Below are 20,361 nucleotides of genomic sequence, written 5' to 3'. Positions count from 1 at the left end.
TCGGGGTGAGGATGAAAGTCCGAATTTCCGCGGCACTGGCGCTTCTGCTGGTGGTTTCGGCCTGCTCCGCCGGTTCCACGGCCTCGGTCAGCTCCGGTCCGGACACCCTCGCCGTCGGCTTCACGGCCGAGCCCGCGAACTTCGACTTCACGCGCACCGACGGCACCGCCATCCCGCAGGCCCTCCTCTACAACGTCTACGAGGGCCTGGTGAAGCTCGATTCCAGCGGCAGGATCGTGCCGCTGCTCGCGAAGTCCTGGACCGTCAGCGAAGACCGCCGCACCTACGACTTCGAGCTCCAGCCGGACGCGAAGTTCAGCAACGGCGCGCCGTTCACCGCCGAGGACGTCAAGTTCTCGATCGAGCGCGTGCGGACGGACTGGTCGATCTCCATCAAGTCCAAAATGGACGTGGTGGACCACGTCGAGGTGGTCGATCCGCTGCACGCCCGCGTCGTGCTGAAGAAACCCAGCAACGGCTGGCTCTTCGACATGACCGGCCGCGTCGGCGCGATGTTCAGCCCGACCGGCGTCGCCGATCTGGCGAACACCCCCGTCGGCACCGGCCCGTACCAGGTGGCCTCCCGCCGACGCGGCGATTCGATCGTGCTGGAAGCCAACCCCGGCTACTGGGGACGGCAGCCCACCTACCGGACCGTGATCCTCAAATACATCAAGGATCCGACCGCGCTGAACAACGCACTGCTCAGCAACGGCATCGACGTCATCGCGCAGATCACCGCCCCGGACTCGATCCCGCAGTTCGAGAACGACACCCGCTTCACCGCCCTGCAGGGCACCACGAACGGTGAGGTGGTGCTGTCCTTCAACGGCGCCAGGGCACCTTTCGACGACGTCCGGGTCCGGCGCGCACTCACCCTCGCCGTCGACCGGAAAGCGTTGCTGGACACGGCGTGGGCGGGCCGCGGCACGGTGCTCGGCAGCATGGTGCCGCCGACCGACCCGTGGTACGAGGACCTTTCCGGCTACTACCCGCACGATCCGGCGCAGGCGAAGCAACTCCTGGCGGAGGCGGGCCAGAGCGACCTGTCGTTCACGCTCAGCGTCGCGAACCTGCCGTATGCCACCGCCGCCGCGCAGGTCGTGGCCTCGGATCTGGCCGATATCGGCGTGCGCGTCACGATCGAACCGCTCGACTTCCCCGCGGTGTGGCTCAACCAGGTCTTCACCGACCACGACTTCGACGCCTCGATCGTCCAGCACGTCGAGGCCCGTGACATCACCACCTTCGGCAACCCCGAGTACTACTGGGGCTACGACAACCCGCGGGTCAAGCAGCTGATCGCGGACGCCGACGCCGGGACGCCCGAGCAGCAGGTCACGGACATGCGTGAGGCGGCGCGGACGATCACCGCGGACGCGGCGGCCGACTGGCTGTTCCTGTACCCGAACGTCGTGGTGGCGAAGAAGAAGGTCACCGGACTGGCCGCGAACCAGGTCAGCGAGTCCTTCGACCTGACGGGGCTGGGTTGATGGCACTCGCGCTCGTGCGCCGCGTGGCGATCCTGGTGGTCAGCGTGCTGGCCGCCTCGATCGTGGTGTTCGCGTTCATGGCCGTGCTGCCGGGCGACCCCGCGCAGGTCGCGCTCGGCGTCAACGCCACCCCCGAACTGCTCGCCAGGACCCGGCAGGACTTCGGCCTCGACCGGCCCCTGGTCGAGCAGTACCTGAGCTGGATGGGCGGGGTGCTGCACGGCGACTTCGGCCGCTCCTACGTCACCGGTGAGGCGATCGGGCCGCAGCTCATCGACCGGCTGGGCGTGACGTTGTGGTTGGTGGGCGCCGGAATGCTGGTCGCGGTGGTGCTCGCGGTGCCGTTCGGCGCGCTCGCCGCGGTGTGGCACCGGCGCTTCGGTGGCGCGGCGATTTCCGGGGTGTCCCAGCTGGGTGTCGCGGTTCCGGCGTTCCTGGCCGGGATCCTGCTGGTGCAGATCTTCGCGGTGCAGCTGCGGTGGCTCCCCTCGGGCGGGTGGACGCCGCCGGACCAGGACACGGGTGAGTTCCTGCGCGGCCTCATCCTGCCCGCGCTTTCGCTCGGCCTGGTGCAGGGCGCGGTGCTCACCCGTTACGTGCGCTCGGCCGTGCTGGACACCCTGGGCCAGGACTACCTGCGTACCGCGCGGTCGAAGGGCCTGCGCCCGTATCCGGCGCTGATGCGGCACGGCATGCGCAACGCGGCGGTGCCGGTGGTGACCGTGCTCGGTCTGCAGCTGACCACGTTGCTCATCGGCGCGGTCGTGGTGGAGCGTGTGTTCGTGCTGCCGGGGCTGGGCAGCATGCTGCTCGATTCGGTGTCCGCGCGCGATCTGCTGTCGGTGCAGGGCATCGTGCTCGTGCTGGTGGTCGCGGTGCTGGTGGTCAACTTCGTGGTCGACCTGCTGTACGTGGCGATCGACCCCCGGCTGAGGACGGCGCGGTGAAGGGGCGGACGTCGGCCACGCTGGTCATCGGCGCGGTGCTGGTCGGGCTCGTGGTGCTGGCGGCGCTGGTGTCGTTCGTGTGGACGCCGCACGATCCGCTGAAGGTCGAATCGAGCGCCCGGCTGCTCGGGCCGTCGGGCGAGTTCTGGTTCGGCACCGACAAGTTCGGCCGTGACGTGTTCAGCCAGATCCTGGTCGGCTCCCGCACCACGCTGTACGTGGGCGTGATCGCGGTCGGCGTGGCGGCACTGGCCGGGACGCCGCTGGGGATACTGGCCGGGATGTCGAAGCGGTGGCTCGGCGAGTTCGTCATGCGGGTCAACGATCTCGTGCTCGCGTTTCCCGCGCTGCTGCTGGCGATCATGCTCGGCGCGGTCTACGGCGCGAGCACGGTCACCGCGATGATCGCGATCGGTGTCGCGACCATCCCGTCGTTCGCGCGGGTCGCGCGCTCCGGGACGTTGCAGGTGATGAGCACCGAGTACGTGCTGGCGGCGCGGTCGGCCGGGCGGTCGCGGTTGTTCAGCGCGCGGCGCCACGTGCTGCCGAACATCGGCGGTCTGGTGATCGTGCAGTGCTCGGTGTCCTTCGGCATCGCGGTGCTGGCCGAGGCGGCGCTGTCGTTCCTCGGGTTCGGTACGCGCCCGCCGACGCCGTCGTGGGGCCGGATGCTGCAGGAGTCCCAGGAACTGCTGACCGTGCAGCCGCGGCTGGCGCTGGTACCGGGCCTGGCGATCGCGATCGCGGTGCTCGGGTTCAACCTGCTCGGCGACGGTCTGCGCGACCGGCTCGACCCGCGACTGGAGCGGCGATGACCCTCGAAGTGTCGGAACTGGCCGTCCACGCGGGCTCGCGGCCGCTGGTGCGGGACGTGTCGTTCGCGGTCGGCCGCGGCGAGCGGGTCGGGCTCATCGGCGAGTCCGGATCCGGCAAGTCGCTGACCGCGTCCGCGGTGATGGGCCTGCTGCCCGACGGTCTGCGTGCGAGTGGTTCGGTGAAGCTGACCGGCACCGAGCTGCTGGGCGCGTCCGAGCGCGAGCTGTCGCGGCGGCGCGGGCGGGATCTGGCGATGGTGTTCCAGGAGCCGATGACCGCGCTGAACCCGTTGATGCGCGTGGGCCGCCAGGTCGCCGAGTCGATCCGGCTGCACAGCGACACATCCCGCCGGACAGCGCGGCAGGACGCGGTCGCCTTGCTGGACGCGGTGAAGCTGCCCGATCCGGACCAGCTCGCCCGTGCCTACCCGCACCAGCTCTCCGGTGGTCAGCGGCAACGGGTGGTGCTGGCGATCGCGCTGGCCAACGACCCGGCGCTGCTGATCTGCGACGAGCCGACCACCGCGCTGGACGTGACGGTGCAGGCGCAGGTGCTCGACCTGATCCTCGCCGGGGTCGCCGAGCGGGAGACGGCGCTGCTGTTCATCACCCACGACCTCGCGGTGGTGGCGAAGGTGTGCGAACGGGTGCTCGTGATGCACGAGGGACGGATCGTCGAACACGGGTCCACTTCGGACGTACTCACCCGGCCCTCGCACGACTACACGAAGAAGCTGCTGGCCGCTTCGGACCTGGAGGCGGCGTGATCGAGTTGCGGGACGTCCACCGCACCTACCGGCGGCCGCGTGAGGTGCACGCCCTGCGCGGGGTGTCGCTGAACATCGAGGCCGGGCAGCGGTTCGGGATCGTCGGCGAGTCCGGTTCGGGCAAGTCCACGCTCGTGCGGCTGCTGGCCGGGCTGGACCGGCCCACCTCCGGCGAGATCCACTTCGAGGGCAGGCGCGTCGACGGCCTGCCCGACCGCAAGCTGGGGTTCCTGCGCTCGGCGCTGCAGGTGGTGTTCCAGGACCCGATGGGCTCGCTCGACCCGCGGATGCGCGTGCGGGACATCATCTGCGAACCGCTCGGCCGCCGCGATCCCGGCCGCGTCGCGGAGCTGCTGACCGCGGTCGGCCTTCCGGAGGACGCGGCAGGCCGGTATCCGCACCAGTTCTCCGGCGGGCAGCGGCAGCGCATCTCGATCGCCCGCGCGCTCGCGCCGCGTCCGCGGGTACTGGTCGCGGACGAGCCGGTCAGCGCGCTGGACGTGTCGGTGCGCAAGCAGGTCCTCGACCTCCTCGCCGAGCTGACCGGCCGGTTCGAGCTGACGCTGGTGTTCGTCTCACACGACCTCGCCGTGGTACGACGGGTCTGTGACACGGTCGCGGTGATGCGTCACGGAGAGCTGGTCGAGCTGGGCGCGGTGGACCAGGTCTACGACGATCCTCGGCACCCCTACACGCGGGAACTCATCGCCGCGGCGCCGAACCTGCGTGCGGAACTGGCCAGGCTGCAGGGAGGACGATGATGTTCGACCCCTATCCCGACGGGCTCCCGGTCGGCCCGGAGTGGGTGTCCACTTCGGACACGGTGGAGATCCGGTTCCCGTTCGACGGCTGCGTGGTCGCGCAGGCCCCGGTCGGCACCCCGGAGCTGGCGCGCCGGGCGGTCGACGAGGCGGCCGCGGTGGCCCGCGAGGTGGCGAAACTGCCGTCGCACGTGCGCCGCGACGTGCTGACGGGCGTGCACCGGTCGCTGGTCGAATGGCGCGACGAGCTGGAGGGACTGCTGGTCGTGGAGACCGGCAAACCGCTCGTCGACTGCCGCGTCGAGGTCGCCCGCACACTCGTGACCTGGCAGGCCGCGGCCGAGGAGGTCGCCCGCCTGCACGGCGAGACGGTGCCGCTGGACCTGTTGCCCTCCGGTGAGGGTCTGACCGGGTTCTGGGTGCGCAAGCCGATCGGCGTGGTGGTCGGTATCGCCGGGTTCAACTACCCGCTGCTGCTCGCCTCGCACAAGATCGCGCCGGCGATCGCGGCGGGCTGCCCGGTGATCGTCAAACCGGCACCGCAGACTCCGCTCGCGACGCTGTGGCTGGTGCACCTCGTGCGCGAGGCCGCGGCGGCCGCGGGGGCGCCGCTGTCGATGGTCCAGCTGGTCACCGGGGACGCCGGGGTCGGGTCCGCCCTGGTGACGGACAAGCGGGTCGGCGCGGTGTCGTTCACCGGCTCGGCGGCGGTCGGGCACCGGATCGCGCGCGATGCCGCGCCGCGCAAGACGTTGCTGGAGCTGGGGTCGAACGCCGCGCTGGTGGTCGCGGAGGACGCCGATCTCGACGCGGCGGCGGACGCGGTGCTGCGTGGCGGGTTCTACGCGTCCGGCCAGGCGTGCATCTCGGTGCAGCGGCTGCTGGTCGTCGATTCGGTGGCGGTGGAGTTCACGCGACGGCTGTTGGCGCGGCTGCCCGAGGTGGTCACCGGTGATCCGCGTGACGAAAGGACCAGGGTGTCCGCGTTGATCGACGAACGATCCACCCGCCGGGTCCTCGACTGGATCTCGGCGTCGGGTGCGACGGTGGCCGCGGGTGGCGAGCTCGTCGACGGCATCATCCGGCCGACCGTGCTCACCGATGTGCCCGACGGCGCGGACTGCTGGGAGGAGGAGATCTTCGGCCCGGTCGTGTGCCTGCGCCGCGTGTCCGATGTGGACGAAGCGTTCGATCAGGTCAACGCGTCCCGGTACGGGTTGCACGCGAGCGTGTTCACCACCTCGCTGCGGACGGCGATGCGGGCGATCGACGAGCTGGAGGTCGGTGGCGTGGTGGTGAACGAGGTGCCCGGGTTCCGGTCGGACACCATGCCCTACGGCGGTGTGAAGGACTCCGGCATCGGCCGCGAGGGCCCGCGGTTCGCGATCGACGAGCTGACCGTGACCAGGATGGCGGTGATCCGCGCGTGAACTACGAGAAGTTGTTCCGGCTGGACGGGAAGCGGGCGGTGGTGCTCGGCGCGGGCAGCGGGATCGGCCGCGAGTCGGCGCTCGCGCTGGCCGCGCACGGCGCCGAGGTGGTCTGCGCGGACCGCGACGGCGAAGCGGCGGCGGAGACGGCGCGGGGGATCGGCGAGTCCTACGAGATCGACGTGCTCGAAGCCGGTGCGGTGGAACGGGCCGCGGCCGAGCTGGGCGAAGTCGACGTGGTCGTGCTGACCGCGGCCACCAACGTGCGCAAACGCCTGCTCGACTACCGGCGCGACGAGTTCGACCGGGTTGTCGCCCTGAACCTGGGGGCCACCTTCGACGTGGTCCGTGCCTTCGGCGCGGGCATGGTCGAGCGCGGGCGCGGCAGCATCATCGGGTTCTCCTCGATCCGCGGCACCACCGTCGAACCGGGTCAGGGGCCCTACGCCGCGACGAAGGCCGGTCTGGTGCAGCTGTTCCGCACCGCGGCCGCGGAGTTCGGGCCCTCCGGCGTGCGAGTCAACGCGATCGCGCCCGGCGTGGTCGAGACGCCGCTGACCGAGCAGATCAAGGCCAGCCCCGACTGGTACGCCGCCTACGCGGGCAAGAGCGCGCTGGGCCGCTGGGCGAAGGCGCCCGAACTGGCCGGAGCCGTCGTCTACCTGGCCTCCGAAGCCGCGAGCTTCGTCACCGGGGCGGTACTGGCCGTCGACGGTGGCTGGACCGCGGTCGACGGCCGCTACACACCGCCGGAATGAGAGGGGACCGCACGTGGAGTTGACCGGTCTGTCCGCGACCGACCTGCTCACCGCCTACCGCGCCGGGACGCTGTCCCCGGTCGAGGTCACCGAGGCGGTGCTGGACCGGATCGACGCGCTGGAGCCGTCGCTGCACGCGCTCTACGCCCCCGACCCGGAGCAGGCACGCGATGCGGCCAAGGCGTCCGAGCAGCGGTGGAGCGCGGGGGAGGCGGGCCCGCTCGACGGGGTGCCGATCACGCTCAAGGAGAACATCGCGACCAGGGGCACACCGGTGCCGCTGGGCACCGCGGCCACCGAACTGGTCCCGGCGGCGGCCGACGCGCCCGCCGCCGCGCGGGTGCGGGAGGCCGGTGCGGTGCTGCTCGGCAAGACCACGATGCCCGACTACGGGATGCTGACCTCGGGGTTGTCGAGTTTCCACACCGCGAGCCGCAATCCGTGGGACCTCTCGCGGACCCCCGGCGGGTCGAGCGCGGGCGCGGCCGCGGCGGCCGCCGCCGGGTACGGGCCGCTGCACGTCGGCACCGACATCGGCGGGTCCATCCGGCTGCCGGCCGGGTGGTGCGGCCTGGTCGGGCTCAAGCCGAGCTTCGGGCGCGTTCCGGTGCACCCGCCGTTCCCCGGCCGGGTCGCCGGGCCGATGACGCGGACAGTCGCGGACGCCGCGGCGCTGGTGGGCGTCCTGTCCGCACCGGACAGCCGGGACCACCTGAGCCTCCCGCCGGCGGAAATCGCCTGGTCACAGTTGGATTTCGACGTCTCCGGCCTGCGCCTGGGCGTCCAGCTGGACGCCGGGGCGGGCCTGCCGGTGGAGGAGGACATCCGGGCCGCGGTGCTCGACGCGGCGAGCCGGTTCGAGGCAGCCGGGGCCGTCGTGGCACCGGTCGAACCCTTCCTGACCAGGGAAATGCTGGACGGTCTCGACGATTTCTGGCGCGTGCGGGCGTGGTGCGACATCAGCGCGCTGCCGCCGGAACGGCAGGCCCTCGTGCTGCCCTACATCGCCGCCTGGGCACAGGGTGGCGCGGAGGTCTCCGGCGTCGCGACCTACCGCGGATTCGCCCAGATGGATGCGATCAGCATTGCTGCGATGCAGGCCATCGAGCCGTACGACTTCGTGCTGTCCCCGACTTGTCCGGTGTCGGCGCCGCCCGCCGGGTGGGCCTCGCCCACGAACGATCCGGCGCGGCCGTTCGAGCACATCGCCTTCACCGTGCCCTACAACATGTCGGGGCAGCCCGCGGTGTCGTTGAACTGCGGTTATACGAGTGAGGGACAGCCGGTCGGGCTGCAGATCGCCGGACGGCGCTTCGACGACCTCGGAGTGCTCCGGATGGCTGCAGCATTCGAAGGAATTCGCGGTCCGCAGCGGTCTCCGGGGGTGTGAAGACGCGTCATCTGCGGGACCATCGGGTCATGCGGATGGTGTACACCGGAGCGGACGAGGAAGAGTTCATCGACGCCCGGCAGCGGCTGCTCGTGGAGCTGGACGCCTGGTCGCAGATGCGGCAACGGGTCGTGGACCCGGTTGTCGCCGGTGCCATGCTCGACTTCCGCTTCGAACGGGACGGGCTGCTCGGCCGCTGGAGCCGCGATGTCCTCCGCAACGCGCTGCTCGTGTGGTTCCCCCGCAAGGTCGTGCTGCTCGACCCGCATTCGTCGGCGGTGCTGTCCACCGTCGAGGCGCTGATGGACTTCTTCGACGACGCCGACCTGCTGGACGAGCGCAGCGAGGAACCGGTGGTGCTGCGGTCGTACCTGACGGCGATCGCGGACCGGTTCGACGCGGCGATGAACGAGCCGTCGAACTTCGGGCTGGCCAAGTTCTGGGCGGTCGCGATGGCCGAGCACGGCATCGATCCGCTCAACGAGGTCGCCGCGCAGGCGTTCATCGACCGGGTCCGCCGCGGCGAGGTCGAGGTGGACCAGGACCTGCTGCACGATCTGGCCTACCGCCACTACCAGGGCGACCCGGACGCCGAGGTGGCCGCGCCGTCACCGGTGTTCCCGCTCGCGTCGCCGGAGCGGTTGACGGCGGAGGCCGAGGTCACGGCGGTGGTGCCGCAGCTGCGCCGGTTCGTGGAGTGGGTCGGCGACGGGCGTGACCTGGCGGAGGTGAGCGCGCCCGCGGAGTTCGTGTCGATGGCGAAGCGCGCCGGGGTGGTGCGGGTGTACCGCGGACGGCTGGTGCGGGTGAAGAAGGCGGCGCGGCTGCTGGCCGACCCGGTGGAGCTGTGGCGGGCCGCGGTCGTGTCGGTGCTGGGGAATCCGCTGGCCGCGGAGATGGTCACCGAGCTGGCGACGGAGCCGGCGACGATCCCGATGCTGGTGGAGATGCTGGGCGGTGACGGCGGCACGATCCTGCGCGTCGTGCACCGGCTGGCGGAGTACGGCTTGGTGGAGATCTTCCCTGCGGGCGAGGAACACGTGGAGGACCTGCTCGACTTCGCGGGCGTGGACTACCTCGACGACGTGCCCGAGGAGGAACGCCAGGTCGTCCAACTGCTGCCCCTGGGTGTGCAGGCCGCGTACGAGGTGCGCGTCGCCGAGGGCGAGGCGGTGCTGACGGTGACGGACCTGTCGGGTGAGACGGCGGAGGTCCTGTTCGCGCGCCTGGCCCCGCTGGACCCGCAGGTCCTCGACGACGGCGCACGGACGTGGTTGCGGTCGCGGGAGCCGGAACGGGCGATCGCGGAACTGTCCACGCTGGCCCGCCGCACGGACGATTTCGAGCACCGGATGCTCACGTTCCGTCTGCTGGCCCGCCTGGGCGGCGACGGCGTCGCGGCGATCGCGGCGTTGCGTGACCACTCGGCGGCGGGCCCGGCGGCCATGGCCTGGTTGTTCGACGCGGGCCTGATCGACCGCACCGAGGTCACCGGCCGCGACCGCACCTACAGCAAGGTCGATGTCCTCGCGGCCGGCATCCGGGCGGAGGGCCGGGAAAAGGCCCTGGCCGACTTCGCCTCCCAACCGCGCCCGGACCAGCTGCTGTTCCTGGCAGGCGCCACGATCTGCGGCCATCCCAGCACCCGCGAAGTGCTCGAATGCGTCGTCGTGGCGCACCCGGACAGAGCGGTGTCGAACGCGGCGCGCAAAGCTTTGGACTGGCTCCACGAGGAGCCGGGGTTTTAGCGGCGTGCGCCAGCGAACTGCCCTGAAACCAGCTGGATGACCGAGAGGTGGGTCCCGTTTCGTGCCGGGCCGCCGGTCTGTTCGAGTCCAAAGAGGACTAGCGTCGTCCCGCGATCGCGTCCGCCAGGGCCAGGATCCGCCGCGCGTTGTCCACGTGCAGGTTCTCGATCATCCGCCCGTCCACCGTCACCACACCGCGTCCCGCGGCCTTGGCTTCCTCGAACGCACCGATGATCTTCCGAGCCTGCGCCACCTCGCCCTCGGACGGGGCGAACGCGCGGTTGCACGGTTCGATCTGTCCGGGGTGGATCAACGTCTTGCCGTCGAACCCGAATTCCCGTCCCTGACGGCATTCCGCCTCGAAGCCGGCCAGATCCTGCACGTCGTTGTAGACGCCGTCCAGGATGACCTTGCCCGTGGCCCGCGCGGCGAGCAGGCACAACGACAGTCCGCCGAGCAGCGGGGCGCGGCCGGGGACGAACTCGGCGTGCAACTCCTTCGCCAGGTCGTTCGTGCCCATCACGAGCACCGTCAGGCGCTCGCTCGCCGCCGCGATCTCCTCCGCGTGCAGCATCGCGACGGGGGTCTCGACCATCGCCCAGATCTTTGTCTTCTCGGGCGCGCCGCCGAGTTCCAGTGCGCGTTCGATGTTGTGCACGTCGGTCGCCGAGTCGACCTTCGGCACCACCACCGCGGCCGGGCCGGCCTGGGCCGCCGCCCGCAGGTCCGCGTCGTGCCACTCGGTGTCCAGTCCGTTGACCCGGATGGTGACTTCGCGGTCGCCATAGGCACCCGAAGCGGCCGCCGCGCACACCCGCTCCCGCGCCGCCTCCTTCGCGTCGGGAGCGACCGCGTCCTCCAGGTCCAGGATCAGCGCGTCCGCGGGCAACGTCTTCGCCTTCTCCAGCGCCCGCTCGTTCGCGCCGGGCATGTACAGCACCGATCGTCGTGGCTTGACCTCACTCATGCCAGCGCTTCCTCCGTCGCCTCGTCGTACGCCTGTTTCAGCTCCGGGTCGCGCTCCGCCAGCCGGTCCGCCAGCTCCGCCACCACCCGGCACTGCTTGACCGAGGCGTCGTCCTGCATCTTCCCGTCGATCATGACCGCGCCGGTGCCGTCGCCCATCGCGGCGATCACCTTCCGCGCCCACGCCACGTCCGAAGGCTCCGGCGAGAACACCCGCCGCGCGATGTCGACCTGGACCGGGTGCAGCGTCCACGTCCCGACGCAGCCGAGCAGGAACGCGTTGCGGAACTGGTCCTCGCAGGCCACCACGTCGCGGATGTCCCCGAACGGCCCGTAGTAGGGCAGGATGCCGTGCATCGCGCACGCGTCGACCATCCGCGCGACCGTGTAGTGCCACAGGTCCTGCTGGTAGGTCGTGCGCCCCTCGTTCAGGTCATCGCCGACCGGATCGGTGCGCACCAGGTAACCGGGGTGCCCGCCGCCGACGCGCGTCGTCTTCATGCGGCGGCTCGCGGCGAGGTCCGCCGGGCCGAGCGAGATGCCCTGCATCCGCGGGCTGGCCCCGGCGATCTCCTCGACGTTCGCGACACCGCTGGCGGTCTCCAGGATCGCGTGCACCAGCAGCGGCCGCGTCAGGCCGGCCCGCGCCTCCAGCTGCGCGAGCAGCCGGTCGACGTAGTGGATGTCCTGCGCGCCCTCGACCTTCGGCACCATGATCACGTCGAGCTTGTCGCCGATCTCCGTGACCAGCGTGAGCAGATCGTCCAGCACCCACGGCGAGTCGAGGCTGTTGATCCGCGTCCACAGCTGCGTCGAACCGAAATCGGTGGACCTCGCGATCTCCACCAGACCCCGGCGCGCGGCCTCCTTGCGGTCCGCGCGCACCGCATCCTCGAGGTTGCCGAGCAGGACGTCGACCTTCTTCGCCAGGTCGGGGACCTTCGCGGCCATCTTCTCGTTGGACGGATCGAAGAAGTGGATCATCCGCGAGGGCAGCGGCGGGATTTCCCGGACGGGATCCGGCGCCCCCACGGCGAGGGGCGCGAAGAAGTCCTTCGGCGAGCGCATCGGTCCTCCTTGGCACGTCCGGTGTGACCAGCGAGTAACCCTAACCACGAATCGAGGGAACCGCTGCGGCGAAACTCACCTCGGAGTGGCGTGGGAACGCGTGACTGGGAGGTACCGGGCTACACCGAACTGCACCTGCTGGGTGAGGGCGGGTTCGGTGCGGTCGTGCTGGCCCGGCACGAGCCGTCCGGGACGCTCGTGGCGATCAAGTACCTGTTCACGCGCTACCTGGGCGACCCGGCGCGGCTGGCCGCGTTCCGGCGCGAGGCCGAGTTTCTGAGCCGCGTGGACAGCCCGCACGTCACCCGGCTGTACGAGTTTCACGAGGGCCCGCGTGGGGTGGCGATTGTGATGGAGGCCATTCCCGGCGTCCCACTTCGTGAGGTGCTCCGCCGCGACGGCGTGCTGCCGCCCGAAGCGGCGCTGGCCGTGCTCAAGGGATCGCTGCTGGGGCTCGCCCACGCGCACCGGGCCGGTGTCGTGCACCGTGACTACAAACCGGAGAACGTGCTGGTCGGTCCCGGCAGGGAGAGCAAGCTCGTCGACTTCGGCATTGCCGTGCTGGCCGGGACCGCCGGGCTGCCGGTCGGGACCCCGGCGTACATGGCGCCCGAGCAGTGGCACGGCGCGCCGGCGACCTCGGCGACCGACGTGTACGCGGCGACCTGCGTGTTCTTCCAGAGCGTCACCGGGCGTCGCCCCTTCGAGGGCGCGACCGCGGACGACCTGCGGGACCTGCACGAGAACGCGCCGGTCCCGGTCGACATGCTGCCCGAACCGGTCCGCCGTCTCGTCGCACGGGGCATGGCGAAGGACGCCGCCGCGCGCCCGTCGGCCGCCGCCGAGTTCGTCGCCGAGCTGGAGACCGCGGCGGTCGCCGGGTACGGGCCGGACTGGGAGGAGCGCGGCCGGGGCCGGCTCGCCCAGCGCGCCGGAGCACTGCTGGCGTTGTCCCCGTTGGCGCTGTTCGGCGCGGGAACGGCGGCCGCGCCGGGAGCCGCGGGCGGACTCGCGGCGGCCGGTACCGGCCTGAGCGTGGGCGCGAAGATCGGCGCCGCACTGGTCGCCGTCGCCGTCGGCGTCGGCGCGGTGGTCGGCACCATCGCGGTGATCGGCGACGGCGGTGCGACGCCCCCGGTGGGCGCCGCACCGACTGCCGAACAAGAAGCGGTGCAGGTGAGCCTGCTGACCCGCACCGAAGCCGCGGACGGCTTCCACGTCGACGCCCGCTACGCGCACGCGAGCGGCTTGAGCGATCCGGCCCTGCAGGAAAAGGTCAACGCCGCCCTCGCGAAGCCACTCGACGACTTCACCGACTATGTGCGCGCCGGGCTGCTCAACTCGACGGAGGACCCGGTCGTCACCAACGACGCCACGATCAACCGCCAGGACGAGCGGCTGGTCTCGGTCCGCTACGACCTCATGGTCGAGTCGAGCCAGTTCGGCAACCACGGCGGCTACACCACGATGCTGCTCACCGTCGATTTGACGACCGGTGACATGGTCACCGCGGCCGACGTCTTCGAGGGCGTCGCCGACGACCAGAACGCGATGAGTGTGCTCGAATCGCGGATCCTGGCACGGTCGCCCGGCGGCTACTGCGACGGCGGCGAACCGTTCGGCGGCGAGCGCACCCCGCTCGCGCCGTCGGACCTGCAACCCTGGGGAATCCTCGACGTGCCCGCGCTGCAGCTGGGTTTCCGGGCCGACGGCGTCGTCTTCGGCCTTGCGACCGATGCGCGGAACTACCCGATGGCGTGCGGCTACCGGGAGGTCGTGGTTCCCTACGACGAGATCGACGATCTGATGTCCGTGGCGGGGCGGGAACTTCTACCGTGATCGCCACGTTGTCCACAGTGGAATGTGAAAAAATTGCTCCGTTCGGCGGTACTCTGGGGCGCGGAGCGACACCGCTCAACGGTTCGTCACCCATTCGGAAGCAGTGTCGGGCTGAAGTCCCGATGCCGCTCATCGACCGGTCACCGACCGTTGAGCGCCGCCGATCGCAGGCGCTCCCATTGTCCACCGATCAACCGCCCGGCCCCTGGTACCTCTTTCATGTGCCTCCTTTCACGAGGTGCGGGTAGGGAACCAGCGGTAAGAGGAGGCGGATCGTGGCGGTTACACCAGGGCACACCGGAAACTCGGTGGTGACCGGCGGACGATCGTTCCCCACCCGTGTGGTGCCGCCCATCGAACTTCCCGCCAGCGTCAGCCAGCTGGCCCGCGACGCCGCCGCCCAGCTGGGCTGGCACGGCGTCGTCCTGCCCGAGGTGCGGATGCTCGGCCGCCGTGTGTGCGTCGTGGCGCGGCTGCGCACCGACACCCATGCCGAGCGCATCGCGATGGGCGTCGGCCCGGTGACCGACCGGGCGACCGTCGCCACCTGGACGTGGCCCGAGTTCGCCCCGACGGCCCCCGCCCCGGCCGCCGAGATCGTCGGCGTCCTGTCCGTCGCCCGCCACTGGCGCACCGCGATGGCCTCCGCCGTCCCGTTCAGCCGCTACGGCGACGCGGCCGTGGTGCTGCCGACCTCGGCCGTGCTCAGCCGCGACTACCTCGACAACTGCCTGCCGCGCGCCCGCTCCTACGGCGTCGCCGTGGTCACCGCCGACGAGGACGCCCGGGTCGACCTGGACGTCGACGTCCGCCGCGAGCGCATCCTCCTGCCCGAGGACGCCGTCTCCCGCTGGGTCAACGAGCAGGTCTACGAACAGCTCCTCGCCTCCTACGATCTGCCGGTGGCCTGAGGCGCGCCTAGGGTGGGTCCCATGCGAGTTGTGATCGCGGGAGGACACGGCAAGATCGCCCGTCACCTGGAGCGCCTGCTGGCGAGCACCGGTGACGAGGCCGTCGGCATCATCCGCAACGCCGACCAGGCCGCCGCCCTGCGCGACCTCAGCGCCGAGCCGGTCGTGCTCGACCTGGAGTCCGCGCCGGTCGACGAGGTCACCGAGGTGCTGCGTGGCGCGGATGTCGCGGTGTTCGCGGCGGGAGCAGGCCCCGGCAGCGGCGCGGCCCGCAAGGAGACCGTCGACCTCGGCGCGGCCCGCCTCTTCGCCGACGCCGCCGAGCGGGCCGGTGTCCGCAGGCACGTCCAGATCGGCTCGATGGGTGTCGACCGCGCCGACCGCCCCGGCACCGACGAGGTGTTCGCGACGTACCTGCGGGCGAAGAAGGCCGCCGAGGACGACCTGCGCGCCCGCGACCTGGACTGGACCATCCTGCGCCCCGGTCGCCTGACCGACGAGCCCGCCACCGGCGAAGTCCACCTGGCCGAGAGCGTCGACTACGGCGAGATCCCGCGTGAGGACGTCGCCGCCGTGCTGGTCGCGCTCTTCGAAGAGCCGCGCGCGTTCCGCCGCACGCTCGAACTGGTGGCGGGCAACACCCCGGTCGAGGAGTCGGTCACTCGCTTGTAGACCGACGAAAGCTCGTGGTCAGTGTGGCCGGCACGATCGGTTCGGCCGCGATCACCGGTGATCTCGACGAACTGTCCATGAAGGACGTCGCGCACGGCGGGTCCGGCGGTATGCAGGTGGAATCGGTCACCCGTCCAGAACCTGGCACGCCCGACACGAACCTGCCGGACACCGGTCCCCACGGCGGCCGCCTGCCTCCTCCCGCGATTCCCCCCAGTTCAGCCTGCGCCCACGACCTCTTCGCAGATGATCCGCCCGAACGCCGACAGGTCGATGAAGTTCGCGTGGTCCGGGTCGACGATCTGTCGGAAGTTGTCACTGAAATACAGGGATTCGAGGTCGGCCATGGTGTCGAACCAGGCCTCGACCACCGAATCGTAGTCGGGTTCGGGGTATCGGGGCGCTGGAACGGGGTAGGAGACCACGAACCGGCGGAGGTATCGATCCGATTCGGGGATCGACATGAGCAGTGGCCGGTGGATGGTCTGCTGGTAGTGCTTGAACTCCTCGTGGGTCATGCCCTGGCGTCGCTTCAGCGTGATGACCATTTTGATCAAGGATGATCCTTCCCGGTGAATGGCGGGGAACGCATCGGGTTCCCGGAAGCATCCACACTGGAGGGCCTGCGCGCCACGACCCAGAGCGCCGTGACGCTGGTGGCCGCACCACCACGTTCACCCCGGCTCACCGTGGGACGATCGGTACCATGTCCAATCCACGTTCTCGCGAGCTGGGCGCCTACCTGCGCGCGCGGCGCGACCGGCTCTCCCCCGAGGACGTGGGACTGCCCCGTGGTGGTGGCCGGCGCCGGGTCACGGGCCTGCGCCGCGAGGAAGTCGCGGTTCTCGCCAACGTCGGGTCGACCTGGTATGCGTGGCTCGAACAAGGACGCGACGTGCGGCCGAGTGTCGAGGTGCTCGCGGCGATCGCGGACGCGTTGCGGCTCTCGACCGGCGAACGCCGGCACCTGTTCCTCCTCGGCGGACATCCGGGCGCGGAACAAGCTGCGAGTTGCGAACGGGTCAGCGGCGAAGTGCGAGCGTTGCTGGACAGTCTTTCCCCGCACCCGGCGGTGGTGATGAACCCCTGGTTCGAGCCCGTGGCGTACAACGCGTCGTTCCGGTTCCTGATCGACGACCTGGAGGCGCTGCCGATAGCCGACCGCAATTGCGCCTACCTGCACTTCACGCACCCGGACTGGATCGCCGGACACGCCGACCACGAGCAGGAGTGCGCTGCCGTGGTGGCCAAATTGCGCGCGTACTACGGCGAATCGATCACAGATCCGGCGTGGGAGCCGCTGCTGGGCCGGCTCCGCGAGGAGTCACCGCTGTTCGTGCGCCTGTGGGACCGGGCAGAGGTGTCCACCGAACCTCGGGTGAAGCGCATCCGGTCGCTGCACGTCGGCACCCTGTTCCTGCGGCTCACCACGATGCTGCTGCAGGAAAACCCGCGCACCCGTGTCGTCGTGTACCAGCCGGACGACCGCACGACCCTGGAACGGCTCGAAGAGCTGGCCGCCCGGATCGCCCGCGGCGCCATCGATGGTCCGGCGATGGTCCGCCAGCTGCGCCTCCGGGCCTAACCGAGCGGGCCCAGCACGCGGTCGAGGTAGGAGTTGCGGAACACCCCGGTGGGATCGCAGCGCCGCGCCTGTTCCACGAAGTCGTCGAAGTGCGGGTAGCGCTCGCGCAGCGCCGAGGCGTCCAGCGTGTGCATCTTGCCCCAGTGCGGGCGTCCGCCGACGGCCGAGGTGATCGATTCGAAACCCGCGAAGTACTCGCGGTAGGGCATGCCGGTGAACTGGTGGATCGCCACGTACGCGGAGTCTCGGCCATTCGCTGTGGACAGCCAGATATCGTCCGCGGCGGCGACCCGGACCTCCACCGGGAAGGTCACCGGGTTCTCCAGCCGGGGCACCAGCGCCCGCAGCTCGCGCAGGACGTCGTGCAGTGAGTCACGGGGGACCGCGTACTCCGACTCCACGAACCGCACCCCGCGGTGCGTCACGAACACCCGGTGCGAGGTGTCCGAGTATTCGCGCGCGGACAACACCGACGACGCGAACCGGCCGAGCGGCTGCGCGAATCGCGGCACGGCGCGGCCGATGCGGCACAGCGTGCCGAACGCGACGTTCTCCATGATTTCGTAGTCGAGGAACTCGCGGGCCCGGCTCAACGGCCGCTTCGCCTCGCCCGCTGGCATCCGGTTGTTGCGCTTGACCAGCGCGTTCTTCCCGTACGGGAACCAGTAGAACTCGAAGTGGTCGTTCTCGGCGGCGAAGGTGTCGAAGCCCTCCAGCACCTGTTCCAGCGGCTCGGGCCGTTCCTGCGCGGCGAGCGCGAACGCCGGTTCGCACTGCAGGGTCACGTGCGTGATCACGCCGAGCGCGCCGAGGCCGACGCGCGCGGCCGCGAACAGGTCCGGCTGCCGGTCGGCCGAGCACGTCACGACCGAGCCGTCCGCCAGTACCAGTTCCAGCTGGACGATCTGCGTGGCCAGCCCGCCGAGCCGGGCGCCGGTCCCGTGCGTGCCGGTCGAGATGGCGCCCGCGACGGTCTGGGCGTCGATGTCCCCGAGGTTCGTCATCGCCAGCCCGAGCCCGTCGAGTTCGGCGTTGAGCTGACGGATCGTCGTGCCGGACCGCACGGTGACGCGGTGGTTCGCGGCGTCGACGGCGGCGATCCCGGTCCACCCGGTCAGGTCGATCGCGTCGGAGTCGGCGACCGCGATGGGCGTGAACGAGTGCCCGCTGCCCCACGCGCGGACGCGGCGCCCGTTGACCGCCACGTCCGTGACGACTTCCGAGATTTCGGCTGTGCTGCGCGGGGTGTGGATGCGCTGCGGGTCCGCGCTCGCGGTCCTCGCCCAGTTCTGCCACCGGCTCATGTCGTGCTCACCCGTTCGGTTCGAGTGACGAAACGTTAAGTGAAAGGTATTCGCGTTTCAAGTCGGTCTGACGTACCGTCCTAGCATGACGACGACCGCGACCACGTACGACTCGGCGACGAAGGATCTCGATCCGCCCCTCGCCGTGGTCGACCTGGCCGCGTTCGACGCCAACGCCGCCGACCTCGCCCGCCGCGCGGACGGGACGCCGATCCGGCTGGTCAGCAAGTCCGTGCGCTGCCGTTTCCTGATCGAGCGCGCGCTCGCGGCGCCCGGGTTCGCCGGGCTGATGTGCTACTCGCTGGCCGAGGCGCTGTGGCATTCCGGACTCGGCACCAGCGACGACATCCTGGTCGCCTACCCGACGGCCGACTTCGGCGCACTGCGTGCCCTCGCGGCCGACGCCAGGGCGCGCTCCACGGTCACGATCATGGTCGACTCGGCCGAGCACCTCGACCTCGTCGACGCCGCGCTCGGCCACGACCATCCGGAGATCCGGGTGTGCCTCGAACTCGACGCGTCGTGGCGGCCGCTCCCGTTCCTGCACGTCGGCACCCGCCGATCACCGGTCTTCACCGCGAAGCAGGCCGCGGCGCTGGCGCGGCAGATCGTCGCGCGCCCGGGTTTCCGCCTGGCCGGGATGATGGCCTACGAGGGACAGGTCGCCGGTATGGGCGACGCCACCGGGAGCCGTCTCAACGACGTCGTCGTGAGCTGGATGCAGCGCCGCTCGTCGGCCGAGCTGTCGCGGCGGCGCGCGGAAGCCGTCGCCGCCGTGCGGGAGGTCGCCGACCTGGAGTTCGTCAACGGCGGCGGCAGCGGCAGCATCGAACTGACCGGCGCCGAACAGGTGGTCACCGAGGTCGCTGCCGGATCCGGCCTCATCGGCTCGACGTTGTTCGACGGGTACTCACGCTTCCGTCCCCGGCCCGCGGTGCTGTTCGCGTTGCCGGTTGTCCACAAGCCGGCGCGCGCCATCGCGACGCTCTACTCGGGCGGGTACATCGCCTCCGGGCCCGCTTCCGGTTCCCGCCTGCCGTCCCCGCACCTGCCAGCGGGCCTGCGTCTGCTGCCCTTCGAAGGAGCGGGTGAGGTGCAGACGCCGGTGACCGGGAAAGCAGCCCGTGACCTGCGGATCGGTGACCGGGTGTGGATGCGTCACGCCAAGGCGGGCGAACTCGCCGAGCGGTTCACCGACTACCACGTCGTGATCGACGGCAGGGTGGAGCGCACCGTCCCCACCTACCGGGGCGAAGGGCAGAACTTCGGCTGAGCCGTCCACATGTCCACAAGCCTGTGGACAACTCAGATGTGCGTGACCGCCGCCTGCAGCTCCTTGATCGTCTGCCGGACGACTTCGGCGAATCCCTGCTCGTGGGACGGCTCGATCCACCGTGTGAAGCTGGTCCGGAACGCGAGGTTCCCGGCCTCGGCGGCCAGTTCCGCGGTGAGGTCAGGGACACCGCGTTCGCGGAGTGCCGCGGCCAGGGCAGTGGCGATGGCCGCGCTCTTGAGCAGTTCACGTTCGCGTAGCTCGTCGTTGCCGGTGATGACGTCGTGACGCTGTCGCGCCCATTGCCGCCGTTCGTCGGCAAAGATCACGTCGAGGCCCTCCAGTCCCGCGCCGATCGCTTCGAGCGGTGATGCTGATCCGTCCGCGCCGATGATCTTTTCGGCGATGATCCGGCTCAGTCCGTCCTGGCCGGCGAACAGGACTTCGCGCTTGTCGGCGAAGTACCGGAAGAAGGTGCGCTTCGTCAGCCCGGCCCGTTCCGCGATCTCCGCGACCGTGGTGCTGTCGTACCCGTGCTCGGTGAACAGCTCCAGAGCGGCGCGCGACAGCCGCTCGCGCGCGTTCGGCTCCCAACGGCCCATCCACTCAGTCTAGTTGATGACACCAGGTGTCG

Annotated in this window: 19 protein-coding genes; 14 read left to right on the top strand and 5 right to left on the bottom strand. The window is 70.7% G+C overall.

The features are described from left to right. The first annotated feature begins 11 nt into the window (after nt 1–11). Genes HNR02_RS08610 through HNR02_RS08570 form a run of 9 tightly spaced genes read left to right on the top strand, consistent with a single transcriptional unit; the run spans nt 12 to nt 10,109 of the window. Nucleotides 12–1,493, top strand: coding sequence for an ABC transporter substrate-binding protein (locus tag HNR02_RS08610; RefSeq protein ID WP_179775795.1), 1,482 nt, complete (start codon nt 12–14; stop codon nt 1,491–1,493). Next, the gene (locus HNR02_RS08605) at nt 1,493–2,440 is read left to right on the top strand and encodes an ABC transporter permease (RefSeq protein ID WP_179772632.1); all 948 of its coding nucleotides are present in this window, start codon (nt 1,493–1,495) and stop codon (nt 2,438–2,440) included. The genes HNR02_RS08610 and HNR02_RS08605 overlap by 1 nt, the downstream gene beginning before the upstream one ends. Beyond that, a complete protein-coding gene (locus HNR02_RS08600) occupies nt 2,437–3,255 on the top strand; it encodes an ABC transporter permease (RefSeq protein WP_179772631.1) in 819 nt (272 codons plus the stop codon). Before HNR02_RS08605 ends, HNR02_RS08600 begins: the two co-directional genes overlap by 4 nt. Beyond that, a complete protein-coding gene (locus HNR02_RS08595; protein ID WP_179772630.1) occupies nt 3,252–4,022 on the top strand; it encodes an ATP-binding cassette domain-containing protein in 771 nt (256 codons plus the stop codon). The genes HNR02_RS08600 and HNR02_RS08595 overlap by 4 nt, the downstream gene beginning before the upstream one ends. Beyond that, nucleotides 4,019–4,783 carry an ABC transporter ATP-binding protein gene (locus tag HNR02_RS08590; protein WP_179772629.1) on the top strand — a complete coding sequence of 255 codons (765 nt, stop codon included), beginning with the start codon at nt 4,019–4,021 and terminating at the stop codon, nt 4,781–4,783. Before HNR02_RS08595 ends, HNR02_RS08590 begins: the two co-directional genes overlap by 4 nt. After that, nucleotides 4,783–6,213 (top strand): aldehyde dehydrogenase family protein, encoded by a 1,431-nt coding sequence (locus HNR02_RS08585; protein ID WP_179775794.1) that lies wholly within the window; start codon nt 4,783–4,785, stop codon nt 6,211–6,213. Before HNR02_RS08590 ends, HNR02_RS08585 begins: the two co-directional genes overlap by 1 nt. Continuing rightward, the gene (locus tag HNR02_RS08580; RefSeq protein ID WP_179772628.1) at nt 6,210–6,971 is read left to right on the top strand and encodes an SDR family NAD(P)-dependent oxidoreductase; all 762 of its coding nucleotides are present in this window, start codon (nt 6,210–6,212) and stop codon (nt 6,969–6,971) included. The genes HNR02_RS08585 and HNR02_RS08580 overlap by 4 nt, the downstream gene beginning before the upstream one ends. 13 nt (nt 6,972–6,984) lie before the next feature. Beyond that, nucleotides 6,985–8,361, top strand: a complete 1,377-nt coding sequence (locus HNR02_RS08575) for an amidase (protein WP_179772627.1) — start codon at nt 6,985–6,987, stop codon at nt 8,359–8,361. A 29-nt stretch (nt 8,362–8,390) separates the two neighbouring features. Further along, nucleotides 8,391–10,109: a hypothetical protein gene (locus HNR02_RS08570; RefSeq protein WP_179772626.1), complete on the top strand. Its 1,719-nt coding sequence runs from the start codon at nt 8,391–8,393 to the stop codon at nt 10,107–10,109. Nucleotides 10,110–10,206: 97 nt separating this feature from the next. Here the strand turns inward: HNR02_RS08570 and HNR02_RS08565 are convergent, their stop codons facing one another. Further along, nucleotides 10,207–11,076: an HpcH/HpaI aldolase/citrate lyase family protein gene (locus tag HNR02_RS08565; RefSeq protein WP_179772625.1), complete on the bottom strand. Its 870-nt coding sequence runs from the start codon at nt 11,074–11,076 to the stop codon at nt 10,207–10,209. Continuing rightward, nucleotides 11,073–12,143, bottom strand: a complete 1,071-nt coding sequence (locus tag HNR02_RS08560; RefSeq protein ID WP_179772624.1) for an HpcH/HpaI aldolase/citrate lyase family protein — start codon at nt 12,141–12,143, stop codon at nt 11,073–11,075. Before HNR02_RS08560 ends, HNR02_RS08565 begins: the two co-directional genes overlap by 4 nt. Before the next feature lie 90 nt (nt 12,144–12,233). Here HNR02_RS08560 and HNR02_RS08555 point away from each other — a divergent pair, with 90 nt between their 5' ends. The 3 genes from HNR02_RS08555 (at nt 12,234) to HNR02_RS08545 (ending at nt 15,565) form a co-directional block, all read left to right on the top strand. After that, a complete protein-coding gene (locus HNR02_RS08555; RefSeq protein ID WP_179772623.1) occupies nt 12,234–13,982 on the top strand; it encodes a serine/threonine-protein kinase in 1,749 nt (582 codons plus the stop codon). Nucleotides 13,983–14,257: 275 nt separating this feature from the next. Continuing rightward, complete coding sequence (locus HNR02_RS08550) at nt 14,258–14,893, top strand: hypothetical protein (protein WP_179772622.1); 636 nt, start codon at nt 14,258–14,260, stop codon at nt 14,891–14,893. A gap of 21 nt (nt 14,894–14,914) precedes the next feature. Then, nucleotides 14,915–15,565, top strand: coding sequence for an SDR family oxidoreductase (locus tag HNR02_RS08545; protein WP_179772621.1), 651 nt, complete (start codon nt 14,915–14,917; stop codon nt 15,563–15,565). 218 nt (nt 15,566–15,783) lie between these two features. On the opposite strand, the gene HNR02_RS08540 is transcribed toward HNR02_RS08545, so the two are convergent. Beyond that, the gene (locus HNR02_RS08540) at nt 15,784–16,113 is read right to left on the bottom strand and encodes an EthD domain-containing protein (protein WP_218902728.1); all 330 of its coding nucleotides are present in this window, start codon (nt 16,111–16,113) and stop codon (nt 15,784–15,786) included. A 158-nt stretch (nt 16,114–16,271) separates the two neighbouring features. On the opposite strand from HNR02_RS08540, the gene HNR02_RS08535 reads away from it, so the two are divergent. Continuing rightward, on the top strand, nt 16,272–17,150 hold the full coding sequence (locus HNR02_RS08535) for a helix-turn-helix transcriptional regulator (protein WP_179772619.1): 879 nt from the start codon (nt 16,272–16,274) through the stop codon (nt 17,148–17,150). Here the strand turns inward: HNR02_RS08535 and HNR02_RS08530 are convergent. Continuing rightward, on the bottom strand, nt 17,147–18,454 hold the full coding sequence (locus tag HNR02_RS08530) for a D-arabinono-1,4-lactone oxidase (RefSeq protein ID WP_179772618.1): 1,308 nt from the start codon (nt 18,452–18,454) through the stop codon (nt 17,147–17,149). The two genes, HNR02_RS08535 and HNR02_RS08530, sit on opposite strands and share 4 nt — an antisense overlap. An 85-nt stretch (nt 18,455–18,539) precedes the next feature. Here HNR02_RS08530 and HNR02_RS08525 point away from each other — a divergent pair, with 85 nt between their 5' ends. Further along, nucleotides 18,540–19,727, top strand: a complete 1,188-nt coding sequence (locus HNR02_RS08525; protein WP_179772617.1) for an amino acid deaminase/aldolase — start codon at nt 18,540–18,542, stop codon at nt 19,725–19,727. Nucleotides 19,728–19,759: 32 nt separating this feature from the next. On the opposite strand, the gene HNR02_RS08520 is transcribed toward HNR02_RS08525, so the two are convergent. Then, nucleotides 19,760–20,329: a TetR/AcrR family transcriptional regulator gene (locus HNR02_RS08520; RefSeq protein ID WP_179772616.1), complete on the bottom strand. Its 570-nt coding sequence runs from the start codon at nt 20,327–20,329 to the stop codon at nt 19,760–19,762. Between the last annotated feature and the right edge of the window lie 32 nt (nt 20,330–20,361).

This window comes from Amycolatopsis endophytica, from assembly GCF_013410405.1.
GTDB classification, from domain to species: Bacteria; Actinomycetota; Actinomycetes; order Mycobacteriales; family Pseudonocardiaceae; genus Amycolatopsis_E; species Amycolatopsis_E endophytica.
This window is presented reverse-complemented; position numbering and strand designations above follow the sequence as displayed.